This window comes from Pantoea graminicola (genome assembly GCF_048452665.1).
Classification (GTDB): domain Bacteria; phylum Pseudomonadota; class Gammaproteobacteria; order Enterobacterales; family Enterobacteriaceae; genus Pantoea.
This window is the reverse complement of sequence record NZ_JBLWSJ010000011.1, coordinates 44326-57840: the sequence shown is the minus strand read 5'-3', so window position 1 is coordinate 57840 and position 13515 is coordinate 44326. Positions and strand designations below refer to the sequence as shown.

General features: G+C 58.8%; 13 protein-coding genes. 11 read left to right on the top strand and 2 right to left on the bottom strand.

The window, feature by feature from the left end; genetic code table 11:
- Positions 1 to 4 precede the first annotated feature (4 nt).
- The gene (locus ACNY69_RS19985) at positions 5 to 1201 is read right to left on the bottom strand and encodes a glycine C-acetyltransferase (protein ID WP_293770612.1); all 1197 of its coding nucleotides are present in this window, start codon (positions 1199 to 1201) and stop codon (positions 5 to 7) included.
- Between the two features lie 230 nt (positions 1202 to 1431).
- Between ACNY69_RS19985 and rfaD the strand changes: the two genes are divergently transcribed.
- From rfaD to coaD, 11 genes are all read left to right on the top strand, one after another.
- Positions 1432 to 2364, top strand: a complete 933-nt coding sequence (gene rfaD / locus ACNY69_RS19980) for an ADP-glyceromanno-heptose 6-epimerase (RefSeq protein WP_111140723.1) — start codon at positions 1432 to 1434, stop codon at positions 2362 to 2364.
- 17 nt (positions 2365 to 2381) lie between these two features.
- Positions 2382 to 3437, top strand: coding sequence for an ADP-heptose--LPS heptosyltransferase RfaF (gene rfaF / locus ACNY69_RS19975; RefSeq protein ID WP_111140724.1), 1056 nt, complete (start codon positions 2382 to 2384; stop codon positions 3435 to 3437).
- Complete coding sequence (rfaC, locus tag ACNY69_RS19970; RefSeq protein ID WP_418799787.1) at positions 3425 to 4402, top strand: lipopolysaccharide heptosyltransferase RfaC; 978 nt, start codon at positions 3425 to 3427, stop codon at positions 4400 to 4402. The genes rfaF and rfaC overlap by 13 nt, the downstream gene beginning before the upstream one ends.
- A complete protein-coding gene (locus ACNY69_RS19965) occupies positions 4399 to 5475 on the top strand; it encodes a glycosyltransferase family 9 protein (RefSeq protein ID WP_293770524.1) in 1077 nt (358 codons plus the stop codon). Before rfaC ends, ACNY69_RS19965 begins: the two co-directional genes overlap by 4 nt.
- A gap of 9 nt (positions 5476 to 5484) precedes the next feature.
- A complete protein-coding gene (locus ACNY69_RS19960) occupies positions 5485 to 6489 on the top strand; it encodes a glycosyltransferase family 8 protein (RefSeq protein WP_367395933.1) in 1005 nt (334 codons plus the stop codon).
- 286 nt (positions 6490 to 6775) lie between these two features.
- Positions 6776 to 7762: a glycosyltransferase gene (locus ACNY69_RS19955; RefSeq protein WP_233499017.1), complete on the top strand. Its 987-nt coding sequence runs from the start codon at positions 6776 to 6778 to the stop codon at positions 7760 to 7762.
- Positions 7763 to 7835: 73 nt separating this feature from the next.
- A complete protein-coding gene (gene rfaQ / locus ACNY69_RS19950) occupies positions 7836 to 8912 on the top strand; it encodes a putative lipopolysaccharide heptosyltransferase III (RefSeq protein WP_111142155.1) in 1077 nt (358 codons plus the stop codon).
- A complete protein-coding gene (locus tag ACNY69_RS19945; RefSeq protein ID WP_418799783.1) occupies positions 8905 to 10038 on the top strand; it encodes a glycosyltransferase family 4 protein in 1134 nt (377 codons plus the stop codon). The genes rfaQ and ACNY69_RS19945 overlap by 8 nt, the downstream gene beginning before the upstream one ends.
- Positions 10039 to 10130: 92 nt before the next feature.
- Entirely contained in the window at positions 10131 to 11405 is a 1275-nt protein-coding gene (waaA, locus tag ACNY69_RS19940) for a lipid IV(A) 3-deoxy-D-manno-octulosonic acid transferase (protein WP_418799781.1), read from the top strand.
- Complete coding sequence (locus ACNY69_RS19935) at positions 11405 to 12181, top strand: glycosyltransferase family 2 protein (protein ID WP_418799778.1); 777 nt, start codon at positions 11405 to 11407, stop codon at positions 12179 to 12181. The genes waaA and ACNY69_RS19935 overlap by 1 nt, the downstream gene beginning before the upstream one ends.
- On the top strand, positions 12178 to 12657 hold the full coding sequence (gene coaD, locus ACNY69_RS19930) for a pantetheine-phosphate adenylyltransferase (RefSeq protein ID WP_418799775.1): 480 nt from the start codon (positions 12178 to 12180) through the stop codon (positions 12655 to 12657). Before ACNY69_RS19935 ends, coaD begins: the two co-directional genes overlap by 4 nt.
- Here the strand turns inward: coaD and mutM are convergent.
- On the bottom strand, positions 12654 to 13463 hold the full coding sequence (mutM, locus tag ACNY69_RS19925) for a bifunctional DNA-formamidopyrimidine glycosylase/DNA-(apurinic or apyrimidinic site) lyase (protein WP_418799772.1): 810 nt from the start codon (positions 13461 to 13463) through the stop codon (positions 12654 to 12656). The two genes, coaD and mutM, sit on opposite strands and share 4 nt — an antisense overlap.
- Between the last annotated feature and the right edge of the window lie 52 nt (positions 13464 to 13515).

The window sequence follows — 13515 nt, the reverse complement described above, 5'->3', positions numbered from 1 at the left end:
CTCCTCAGGCGATGACGCCCAGTTGTTTGCCGATGCGGGTAAAGGCGGTTACCGCACGTTCCAGCTGTTGCTGAGTGTGCGCCGCCGAGATTTGGGTGCGAATACGAGCCTGCCCCTTCGGCACCACCGGATAGAAGAAACCGGTCACGTAGATGCCTTCCTGTTGCAGCAGGCGGGCAAACGCCTGGGCGACACGCGCTTCCCCGAGCATCACCGGGATAATCGCGTGATCGGCACCGGCCAGGGTAAAGCCTGCTGCCGTCATCTGCTCGCGAAAGAAGCGGGCGTTATCCCACAGACGCTGGCGCAGCCCGTCGCCTTCGCTGAGCAGATCCAGCACCCGCAGCGAGGCGGCAACGATGGCTGGCGCGAGGGAATTGGAGAACAGATAGGGACGGGAGCGCTGGCGCAGCCACTCCACCACTTCAGCTTTCGCGGCGGTGTAACCGCCGGATGCGCCGCCCAGCGCTTTACCCAGCGTTCCGGTAATAATGTCGACCCGGCCCATTACGTCACAATATTCATGGGTGCCGCGTCCACTGTTCCCGACAAAGCCCACCGCATGGGAATCATCCACCATAACCAGCGCAGAGAACTCATCGGCCAGATCGCAGATTGCAGGCAGATTGGCAATCACCCCATCCATAGAGAAGACGCCATCGGTGGCGATCAGAATATGCCGCGCGCCGTTGTCACGCGCCGTCTGAAGCGCCGTGCGCAGCCCGTCCATGTCGTTGTTGGCATAACGGTAACGCTGCGCTTTGCACAGCCGGACGCCGTCGATGATAGAGGCGTGATTCAGCGCGTCAGAGATCACTGCATCCTGCGCATCCAGCAGCGTTTCAAACAGGCCACCATTGGCGTCAAAGCAGGAGGAGTAGAGAATCGCATCCTCCATCCCGAGAAACTCCGCCAGCCGCTTCTCCAGCGCCTTATGGTTGTCCTGAGTGCCGCAGATAAAGCGCACCGAGGCCATGCCAAACCCATGCGAATCCATTCCCTCTTTTGCCGCCTGAATCAGCGCCGGATGGTTTGCCAGCCCTAAGTAGTTATTGGCGCAGAAGTTAATCACTGCCGGGTCGTCGCCAACCGCAATCGCCGTCTGCTGGGCAGAGGTGATGATCCGCTCCTGTTTAAACAGTCCTTCCTGACGTGCGTCATCAAGCTGCTGACGAAGTTGTTGGTAAAATTGCGCAGGCATTATTGCTCTCCTCAGATGGCAAAAATCTGGCATATCTTACTGAACAGGCCGCATCTTCACGACAAATCGCCCAACAGAATGTCATTTTTGCAGCATAGTTCACGCCGCGAGGAGAGACGGACAAAGCGTTAAAGAGTCATCTGGCTGTCTGCACTCGGATGAAATGTTATGATGTGAGGCATTCGTGCGTGAAACCTCCTGTTTCACCCTACAACATTGAAGGTAATAACATGATTATCGTAACTGGCGGCGCGGGCATGATTGGCAGCAACATCGTCAAAGCGCTGAACAAACGCGGTCACACCGATATTCTGGTGGTGGATAATCTGAAGGATGGCACCAAATTTGCCAATTTAGTCGACCTCGACATCGTCGATTACATGGACAAAGAAGAGTTTCTGATCAGCGTGATGGCGGGTGACGACTTAGGCCCGATCGAAGCGGTATTCCACGAGGGTGCCTGCTCCGCCACCACCGAGTGGGATGGCAAGTACATGATGGAGAATAACTATCAGTACTCCAAAGAGCTGCTGCACTTCTGCCTTGAACGCGAGATCCCCTTCCTCTACGCCTCCTCCGCGGCCACCTACGGCGGACGCAACGACCATTTCATCGAAGAGCGCCAGTATGAGCAGCCGCTGAATGTTTACGGCTACTCCAAAATGCTGTTCGACCACTATGTCCGCCAGATGCTGCCGGAGGCGAACTCGCCGGTGTGCGGCTTCCGCTACTTCAACGTCTATGGCCCGCGTGAAGGTCATAAAGGCAGCATGGCAAGCGTAGCCTTCCATCTGAACACGCAGATCAGCAACGGTGAGAATCCAAAACTGTTTGAAGGCAGCGATGGCTTTAAGCGCGACTTCATCCACGTTGACGATGTGGCCGAAGTCAACCTGTGGTGCTGGGAGAATAATATTTCCGGCATCTACAACTGCGGCACTGGCCGCGCCGAGTCCTTCCAGGAAGTGGCTGACGCGGTGCTGAATTTCCATCAGAAAGGTCAGATCGAATACATCCCGTTCCCGGAAAAACTCAAAGGCCGTTATCAGGCTTATACCCAGGCCGATCTCACAAAACTGCGTGCCGCCGGCTACGACAAGCCGTTTAAAACGGTGGCGCAGGGCGTCGCTGAATATATGGTCTGGCTGAATCGCAACGCATAAAGGAAGCTGCTCCGGCGATGAAAATTCTGGTAATCGGCCCGTCGTGGGTCGGCGATATGATGATGTCGCAAAGTCTCTATCGCACCCTCAAAGCCGAACATCCCGATGCGGTGATTGACGTGATGGCACCGGCCTGGTGCCGTCCATTACTGTCACGCATGCCGGAGGTGAATCAGGCGCTGGCGATGCCACTCGGGCATGGCGCGCTGGAAATCGGCGAACGTCGCCGGCTGGGAAAAGTGCTGCGCGCCAGCCATTACGACCGGGCCTATGTCCTGCCTAACTCCTTCAAATCGGCGCTGGTGCCCTTTTTTGCCGGCATCAGACGGCGTGTGGGCTGGCGTGGCGAGATGCGTTACGGCCTGCTGAACGATTTGCGGGTGCTGGACAAAGCGGCTTTTCCGCTGATGGTTGAGCGCTATGTTGCGCTGGGCTACGACACCCCCGTTGCCTCGGCGGCGCAGCTGCCACAGCCGCTGCTGTGGCCCAGACTGCAGGTCGATGAGCAGGAGATGCGTGAAACGGCCGCCCAGTTCCGGCTCACCGCGACCCGCCCGATCATCGGTTTTTGCCCCGGTGCTGAATTTGGCCCGGCCAAACGCTGGCCACACTATCACTACGCCTCGCTGGCCCGTCAGCTGATTGCAGAAGGCTTCCAGATCGTGCTGTTTGGATCCGCCAAAGATCGTCCGACCGGCGAAGAGATTATCGCGGCGCTGCCTGAAGAGGCGCGCGGACACTGCCGGAATCTGGCGGGTGAAACCCAACTGGAGCAGGCGGTGATCCTGCTGGCGCAGTGTCGTGCCGTGGTCAGTAACGACTCCGGCCTGATGCACATTGCCGCCGCGCTGGACCGCCCGCTGGTGGCGCTCTATGGACCCAGCAGCCCGGACTTTACGCCGCCGCTGGCGCGTCAGGCGCGCATTATCCGCCTGATCACCGGCTACCACAAAGTGCGCAAAGGCGATGCTGAACAGGGTTATCATCAGAGCCTGATCGATATTCAGCCAGAGCGCGTCCACCAGACATTGCGTGAGCTGCTCGCGCCTCAGGAGGTGCCATGCACGTCCTGATCGTAAAAACGTCGTCGATGGGCGATGTGCTGCACTCCCTTCCGGCTCTCACCGATGCGATGCTTGCCATTCCCGGCATCCGTTTTGACTGGGTGGTGGAAGAGAATTTTGCTCAGATCCCTGGCTGGCATCCCGCGGTCGACAGGGTGTTGCCAGTCGCCATCCGGCGCTGGCGTAAACACTGGTTTGGCAGCCAGCAGCGTGAAGAGCGCGTGCTGTTTAAGCGTGCGTTACAGTCACGCCAGTACGATATCGTGATTGATGCGCAGGGGCTGATTAAAAGCGCCGCGCTGGTGACGCGCTTAGCCAAAGGGGTGAAGCATGGACAGGACAGCCGCAGCGCGCGTGAGCCGTTTGCCAGCTGGTGGTTTGACGTCCGCCATGAGGTGAGCAGGCAGCAGCACGCGGTAGAGCGGACGCGCGAACTGTTTGCCAAAAGTCTCGGTTATGAAAAGCCGCAGCATCAGGGCGACTATGCGATCGCCGGGCACTTCCTGCATCATCTGCCCGCCGACGCGCACCATTATCTGGTCTTTCTGCATGCCACGACGCGCGACAATAAGCACTGGCCGGAATCACACTGGCGGCAGCTGATTGCCCTGATGCAGCCCAGTGGACTGCGGGTGAAACTGCCGTGGGGTGCCGAGCATGAGCATCAGCGTGCGCTGCGTCTGGCGGAAGGGTTTGCGCATGTGGAGGTGTTGCCAAAACTGACGCTGGAAGCGGTCGCCCGACAGCTGGCGGGTGCCCGGGCGGTGGTGTCCGTCGATACCGGTCTGAGCCATCTGACCGCGGCGCTGGATCGTCCCAATCTCACACTGTATGGCCCGACCGATCCCGGACTGATTGGCGGTTACGGGCAGAATCAGCAGGCACTGAGTGCTCCGAATCATCATCTGGCGGAGCTGACGGCTGACACGGTGGCAGAGAGACTGCAGGCCGTTATTACGGAAAACACACCATGAACTATGTGCTGATCTATCTGTTGCTGCTGCCTTTCCGGGCGCTGATGCGGCTCTTTTACCGCCCGACCGGACGCAGCTTAATTATCCAGACGGCGAAGATTGGGGACTTTATTAATATCACCCCGATGCTGCGCGCGCTGGGTCAGTCTGAGCTGCTGATCAGCAAAGCGGTGGAGCCGCTGGCACGTCACGACGACACGGTCAGCCGCTATTTTCTGATCGAAGAGGCGAAGCGCAGCTTTTTGGCCAAACTGAAGCTGGCGTTCACCCTGATGAACCGCTATGACAACGTCTATCTGGTACAGCCAAACAGCGTGAACCTGTTTTTTGCGGCATTATGCAATGCGCCCAACCGGCAGTTTCTGCGCACTTACGTGCGCAAATCCTACCACTCAACCTTCTATCGCCGGGCCAGCGGCATTGTCGAACATACGAAAACGGACTTAACGCTCGACAGTTACCTGAAGCTCATCAACCGCGACTATCGCCATACCGATTTCCCCAAGCATGCGACCTCGCCGCTCTGGCAGCCGCCTGCGCCGCCTGCCGCGTTGCTGAACCCGCGCAGCGGCATTAAAATCGGCATCAGCATCTCTGCCGGTAACCGGGCTAAAACCATTCCGGCCACCGTCTGGCAGCAGCTGATGGCCTCGCTGTCTGACCTGCCCTGCACCTTTTATGTCTTTGGCCCGCCCGCTGAACAGCCCTGGCTGGATGAGTTACTGAGCCTGACCGGGCCGAAAGAGAATATTGTCAGCCTGATTGGTGAGCTAAAGCTGGAAGAGGTTCCGTGGGCCATCGCGCAGATGGATTTCTACATCTCCTCAGACTCTGGCAATGCCTATATCGCCGACGCGCAGCAGGTTCCGGTGATCATGCTTTACGGGCCGTGTGAAATCAGAGAACAGCGTCCGGTTAACAACGTGTTATTTATCGGACCCGATAATATTGCTGCCTCGACGTTCGTTTTTGCTACGCGTTTTAAGTTTGATCAGCCCGCTGAAAAATTATTCGGGTTGGATGACGATAAACTGACTAGAATACAAACGTTTATTACTCATAATCTGGAATAGTGAAGCGTAATGGCCATTACCCCTCTTGCTGACGCCGTTCAGCAAAGTCAGCTGCTGGTGAACACGCTCGCTGACATGGATGATAATCCGGTTCATGTTGCGTTTGGCATCAACCATGCCTACGCGCGTGGTCTGGGCATTACGCTGTTTTCACTTCTTTGCCATCATCCCGATACCGCTTTCCACGCCCACATTTTTTCCGATTCGCTGCGTGAAGAGGATGTGGAAAAGCTGCGTACGCTGGCGACCGGTCATCGGCTGGCAATTACGCTGCATATCTTCAACAGCGCCTGGGTTGATCAACTGCCTGCGGTGGGACGCTACCCCAAAAGTATTCACTACCGCTTCCTGATCCCTGAAACCGTGGCGCGCTACAGCGATCGGGTGATCTACCTCGACGCCGACACCCTGGTCGTCGGGGATTACTCGCCCCTGTTTACGCTGGATATCACGGACTACACGCTGGCGGCCTGCAATGACACGCCGCGGGCGCGGCAGAACCAGTGCGCGCGGCTGGGGCTGACGCACCATCACTATTTCAATTCCGGCTTTATGCTGATCAATATTCCACGCTGGCTCGACAGGCAGACCACGGCGCGCATTACTGACGTGCTGGTGACCCGCGGCGCCGGGTTTGGTTTCCCCGACCAGGATGCGCTGAATATTGTGCTGGAGGAGGAGATCCTGATCCTGCCGGATCGTTACAACCATATTTATGACATCATTGCCAACAAAGTCTGGGACCACTCCGGCGTACCCGACGACACCGTGATGATTCACTACACCGGCAAATGCAAACCCTGGCACGCCTGGGGGGGCAGCGATCTCTCCCGTCTTTACTACCGTTATTACCAGCGTTCGCCATGGGCCACGCAGCCGCTTGATGCGCCAAAGCATTACAAAGAGATCAAGCGCTTTGCCCGCATAAAGTGGCATCAGAAAGAGTACGCTGAAAGCATGAGCTGGATGATGAAATATGTCAGGCTGAAGTTTTTTAATCCGCGCCAGCCGTAGTGAGCCCCGGCGTGCAGGCGCGAAAGGAGGCCGGTTCTGTCAGCTATCACGCCTGCGAGCCCGACACAGAGATCGCTGGCTGATGCGTCCGCGCCTGCATCAGCCGGATGCGTAAAAAAAACGCACATAACACACTCCAGAGGTCGTGCGTGGCTTTTTAGTAAAGCAGGCTGGTCAGCCCGTTCTATAATCGCGACACTCCTGTTTTCATTCTGCTGATTTGGACATGATTTATGACGAGGCAACGCCCTTTCGCAGTGAATATCACGCTGGCGCAGAGAGTGTCATGAGTACTTCTCCTCTGCTGAGTATCATTACCCCGATGTATAACGCGGGCAGCATGTTTGATGAGTTCATGCGGTCACTGCTGGCGCAGACACTGACCTCGCTGGAAATTATTATCGTCGACGATGGTTCCACCGACGGCTCAGGCGAACGCGCCGACCACTATGCGCAGCATCACGCTCACATTCGTGTCATTCATCAGGAGAACGGCGGTGTCTCGCGGGCGCGCAATGCGGGACTGGCTATCGCGCGCGGAAAATATGTCACCTTCCCTGACGCCGATGATACCCAGCAGCCCGAGATGTACCAGACGCTGGTGACGATGGCAGAGGCGGACGATCTGGATGCGGCGCAGTGCAACGCCGAGTGGTTTTTCAAACACAGCCAGCGGGTAAAGCCGCTGATCCCGCTGGATCGCCTGCGCAGCACGCCGGTGCTGAGCGGTGCCGCCTGGCTCAACACTGCCCTGAAAACCCATCGCTATATGCATGTGGTCTGGCTGGGCATCTATCGCCGGGCGCTGATTGAGCAGCATCAGTTGCAGTTTGAACCCGGTCTGCATCATCAGGATATTCCCTGGACCACCGAATTTATGCTGCTGGCCAGTCGGGTGCGTTATACCGACGCGGTGCTCTATCGCTACTATATGCACGACGCCTCGATCAGCAATCGCAAACGGACAGGGGCGCGCAACGTTGAATATCAGCGTCACTACCTGAAAATCGCGCGGCTGCTGGAAGAGCTGAATATCCGCTATCGGGACCGCGTAAAAATCTACCCATCGTTTCACTATCAGGTGACCCATGAGGCGCTGAGCGTCTGCCACAGCGTGAGACGGGAACCCGACGAACAGGCCCGCCAGGCCATTATCGCAGATCTCTTTGCCAGCCGGACGCATCTGCGCATGCTGCGCAATGCCCGGGGCATCAAGCAGTGGTATCAGTTACTGCTGTGGCTGGGCCGGCTCTATCGCTGGCGGGCTAAATAACCGCTGAGGCTGGCTTTATCCTAAAAAGCGTTTGCCCTACAATCGGTTCACTGAATTCTGAGAACTCTTGTTTATGGCCAGCCTGACTCCAGCAAACATCTCACCCCAAAATATATTACTGATTAAGCTGCGCCATCATGGTGACATGCTGCTCACCACGCCCGCGATTAATGCGCTGCGGGCGCGGTATCCGCAGGCCAGCATCGATGTGCTGCTCTATCAGGAAACCCGCCCGATGCTGGAAGCGCATCCGGCTATCCGCCATTTGCACGTTATCGATCGTAAATGGAAGCAGGAAGGCACCTGGCGCAAGCTGGGCCATGAGCGAGCCCTGATCCGCGCCATTCGTGATGCACAGTATGATCTGGTGATTAATCTGGCCGATCAGTGGCGCGCAGCCCTGATTACCCGGCTTTCCGGGGCGCCCGTTCGCATCGGGTTCGCCTTTAAAAAGCGGGATAACGCCCTGTGGCGATGGTGCCATAACCGCCTGGTGCCCACGCACAATCACAGCAAACTGCACACCGTTGAGCAGAATATGTCGGCGCTGGCGCCCCTGGGCATCAGCAGCGATGGCGCACGCGTGTCGATGCACTACAGCGAGGCAGACCGGCAGATCGTACAGGCCCGCCTGGCGGAACACCGGGTGACCGGCTCCTATATCGTGGTGCAGCCAACCTCGCGCTGGGGCTTCAAATGCTGGGAAGAGGAGAGCGTGGCCGCCACGATCGAACAACTGGCGCAGCCCGGCCGTAAGGTCGTGCTGACCGCCGGACCGGACAAGCAGGAGCTGGCCATGATTAACCGCATCCGGGCGCTCTGTGCGTCGCCGGACGTGGTGTCGCTGGCGGGCCAGTTCACGCTGCCGCAGCTGGCCGCGCTGATTGAGCACGCCCGGCTGTTTATTGGTGTCGACTCCGCTCCGATGCACATGGCCGCCGCGCTGAAAACGCCCTGCATTGCGCTGTTTGGCCCGACCAAACTGCAGCACTGGCGGCCCTGGGGCGACAACAATCACGTCATCTGGGCGGGCGATTATGGCCCGCTGCCCTCACCCGATTCTATCGACACCCGCACTGACCAGCGCTATCTGTCGGCGATCCCGGTGAAGGATGTGGTCGCGGCCGCAAGGAGTTACCTGAATGAGTAAGTTACGGCTGGCGATCGTCCGGCAGAAATACCGGCCGGATGGCGGCGCCGAGCGGTTTATCTCACGCGCGCTGGAGGCGCTGGGTAGCGAACAGCTCGACCTCAACATCATTACCCGCAGCTGGCAGGGCACGCCAAACCCTGACTGGCATCTGCATATCTGCAACCCGGCAAAGCTGGGCCGCATCTCCCGAGAACGCGGTTTTGCCCGCGCGGCCCGCGCCTGCTGGGAGCGGGAGCAGTTCGATATTGTGCAGAGCCATGAGCGCATCGCGGGCTGTGACATTTTCCGCGCCGGGGATGGCGTTCATCGCGTCTGGCTGGAACAGCGCGCCCGCATCGTCTCGCCCTGGCAGCGGCTGAGCGCGGCACTCAGTCCTTATCACCGCTACGTTCTGCAGGCGGAAGCGGAGATGTTTAACTCGCCGACGCTGAAAGCGGTGATCTGCAATTCGGAGATGGTGAAGCGCGATATCCTGCGCTGTTTCTCGCTTGACGCCGGCAGGATCCATGTGATTCACAACGCCATCGACGCCAGCCGTTTTCAGCCCGCTACGGAAGCGGCGCGTCAGGCGAGCCGCCAGCAGCTGGCGCTGCCCGCTGACGCCACCGTACTGATTTATGTCGGCTCCGGCTTTGAACGTAAAGGGCTGAAAGCGGCGATTCAGGCGCTGGCCGCCAGCGATCGCTATCTGATTGTGGTGGGTCAGGACAAGCAACAGTCACGCTATCAGCAGCTGGCCACGCAGCTGAACTGCCTGGATCGGCTGCGCTTTGTCGGCGTCCGGCAGGATGTGCAGCCGTTTTATCACGCAGCGGATGGCCTGCTGCTGCCCACGCTCTACGATCCTTTCCCGAATGTGGTGCTGGAGGCGATGGCCTGCGGCTTGCCGGTCATTACCAGCACCGGCTGCGGTGGCGCCGAATTCATTACCGCCGGTCAGGAAGGCTTCGTCTGTGATGCGTTGGATATCAAAGGGTTAAATCAGGCGGTGAACGCCATACCGGCACTTTCCCGCGATTCACGCATGGGCGACGCCGCACGGCGCAAAATTGAACCTTACGGCCCGTCGCGACTGGCGCAGGCGCTGACGTCGCTTTATCAGCAGGTACTGAGCGGCAACTGACAATCCGGGATGAGTGCATGCAGGGTTTCTGATAACATGCCGCCATCCGATTTTAATCTTTTTTCAGACGCGAACCTGCTGTAACGGTAACTATGACGACCATTTACACCGCACTGCTCTACTTAATTCAGCCACTGATCTGGCTGCGCCTGTGGCTGCGCGGTCGTAAAGCGCCGGCCTATCGCAAACGCTGGGCAGAACGCTATGGCTATTGCACCGGCAAAGTCGCGCCCGACGGCATCGTGCTGCACTCGGTCTCTGTGGGGGAAACCCTGGCCGCGATTCCGCTGGTGCGCGCGCTGCGTCATCGTTATCCGACCCTGCCGATTACCGTCACCACCATGACGCCGACCGGCTCCGAGCGGGCACAATCCGCGTTTGGCAAAGATGTTCACCATGTTTATCTGCCCTACGATCTGCCGGGGTCGATCAATCGTTTTCTGGATACGGTCAACCCCAGGCTGGTGATCATTATGGAAACCGAGCTGTGGCCGAACATCATCCGCATACTGCACCAGCGTAATATTCCGCTGGTGATCGCCAACGCCCGCCTCTCCGCCCGCTCGGCCAAAGGCTATCGCAAGCTGGGCAAATTTATGCGCCGGCTGCTGCAGAGCATCACGCTGATCGCCGCACAGAACGCCGAAGATGGCGACCGCTTCCTGGGGCTGGGGCTGAAACGGTCCCAGCTGGCGATTACCGGCAGCCTGAAGTTTGATATTTCCGTCACGCCAGAGCTGGCCGCCCGCGCCGTAACGCTGCGGCGCCAGTGGGCGCCACGCCGTCCGGTCTGGATTGCCACCAGCACGCATGAAGGCGAAGAGGCTATCGTGCTGGATGCGCATCGCCGCCTGTTGCAGACATTCCCGGATCTGCTGCTGATTCTGGTTCCCCGCCATCCCGAACGCTTTGATGATGCGCGCGAACTGACGCAGGAACGCGGCTTCAGCTTTATTCTGCGCAGCAGCGGCGAGATCCCGTCAGGTGCAACCCAGGTAGTTATCGGTGACTCAATGGGTGAACTGATGCTGCTGTACGGCATTGCGGATCTGGCCTTTGTCGGCGGCAGCCTGGTGGAACGGGGCGGACATAACCCGCTGGAACCGGCCGCACATGCCCTTCCGGTGCTGATGGGCCCGCACATCTGGAACTTCAAAGATATCTGCGGCAAGCTGCAGGAGGGCCAGGGGCTGATCACCGTTACCGACGTGGTGTCGCTGGAAAAAGAGGTCACTAATCTGTTGCAGGATGACGATTATCGCCGCTATTACGGACGTCACGCGGTAGAGGTGCTGCATCAGAATCAGGGCGCGCTTCAGCGCCTGCTACAGTTACTCGAACCCCATCTGCCACCGCGAGCCCACTAATGTCCGTACGCCAGCGTCTCTCCGTGGTGATGATCACCAAAAATGAAGCCGGGCTGCTGCCTGACTGCCTGGCCTCGGTCAGCTGGGCCGATGAAATTGTCGTGCTGGACTCCGGCAGTGATGACGGCAGCACTGATATCGCGGCCCGGGCAGGCGCACAGGTCTACCGGAATGATGACTGGCAGGGCTACGGCATCCAGCGCCAGCGCGCGCAGCACTATGCCACCGGCGATATGATTCTGATGATCGATGCGGATGAGCGCGTCTCACCGGAACTGCGTGCTGCGATTGAGCAGGTGCTGGCTGCGCCGCCCGGCCGGACGATTTACAGCCTGGGCCGCAGCAATCTGTTTCTCGGACGCTTTATGCGGCACAGCGGCTGGTATCCTGACCGCGTGCTGCGGCTCTATCCGCGTACCTTCCGCTACAATGACAATCTGGTGCATGAATCGCTGCAGAGCGAGGGCGCACCGGTCGTGGCGTTGCCCGGTGACCTGCAGCATCTGACCTGCCGCGATCTGGTCGCTTTCCAGCGCAAGCAGCTGGCCTATGCCGAAGCCTGGGCAACGGAACGCCATCAGCGTGGTAAAGGATGCAGCCTCTTTTCCGTGTTCAGCCATACGCTGGGTGCATTTGTGAAAACGCTGGTGCTGCGTGCCGGTTTTCTCGACGGAAAGCAGGGCTGGCTTCTGGCGGTGGTCAACGCGCAGTATACCTTCAATAAATATTCAGCCCTCTGGGCGCTGAATCATGCTTCGGCAAAAGGGCGAGTATGACCACAAAAGCCATCTATCCCGGCACCTTTGATCCCGTTACGCTTGGACACCTCGACATCGTGACGCGCGCCGCGCTGATGTTTGATCAGGTGATCCTGGCCGTTGCTGCCAGTCCCGGTAAAAAACCGATGTTCAGTCTGGATGAGCGCGTGGCGCTGGCCCGCGAGGTCGTGCGCCATCTGCCCAACGTCAACGTCGTCGGCTTCAGCGATCTGATGGCGAATTTTGCCCGTGAGCAGCAGGCTAATGTGCTGGTGCGGGGGCTGCGTGCGGTGTCAGACTTTGAATATGAAATGCAGCTGGCGCAGATGAATCGTCATCTGCTGCCGACGCTGGAGAGTGTTTTCCTGATGCCGTCCGAAGGCTTCTCGTTTGTCTCGTCGTCGCTGGTCAAAGAGGTGGCGCGTCACGGCGGCGATGTCACCGCCTTCCTGCCCGCCGCCGTTCATCAGGCCCTGCTGACTAAACTGGCTTAATGCTGACAGTGTGGGCACCAGTAAGTGCTGCGCTGCCCGTGCCTGCCGCTGATAATGGGTGTGCCACAGACGCGGCAGGGTTCACCGGCCCGATCATAGACCTGCAGCTGCTGCGCAAAATAGCCCGGCTTGCCATCGCTCTGTAAGAAGTCACGCAGCGTGGTGCCGCCCTGTTCGATGGAGCGTAACAGCACCGCTTTAATGGTGTTGACCAGCAGCTCCGCTTCGGCCTGCGACAGGCTGCCGGCGGCACGATCGGGAAGGATCCCGGCGGTAAACAGCGACTCGCTGGCGTAAATGTTGCCCACGCCCACCACCACTTTGTTGTCCATCAGCCACGGCTTGATCAGCGTTCGCTTGCCGCGCGACTTCTCAAACAGGTAATTCCCGTCAAACTGGCTGCTCAGTGGCTCAGGGCCGAGATGTGCCAGCACGCTGCTGCCCGCCAGATCGCTGCTCCAGAGCCAGGCCCCGAAGCGGCGCGGATCGGTGTAGCGCAGCACTTTGCCGTTGCTCATAACCAGATCAACATGGTCATGCTTTGCGGCAGGCAACTCTTCAGACAGCACGCGCAGGCTGCCTGACATGCCAAGGTGGATGATAATCCAGCCATGCGGCAGCTCCAGCAGCAGATATTTTGCGCGGCGCTGCACGCTGAGCACCGGCTGATCGCTCAGCGCCAGAATTTCCTGCGAAACAGGCCAGCGCAGACGTGAATTACGCACCACGGCGTGAAGGATAGTTTCACCGACCAAATGCGGCTCGATACCGCGGCGGCTGGTTTCAACCTCTGGCAACTCTGGCATATCCTCTCCTCAGCGTTTTACACAAACAAAAAACCCGGCCGGAGCCGGGTTT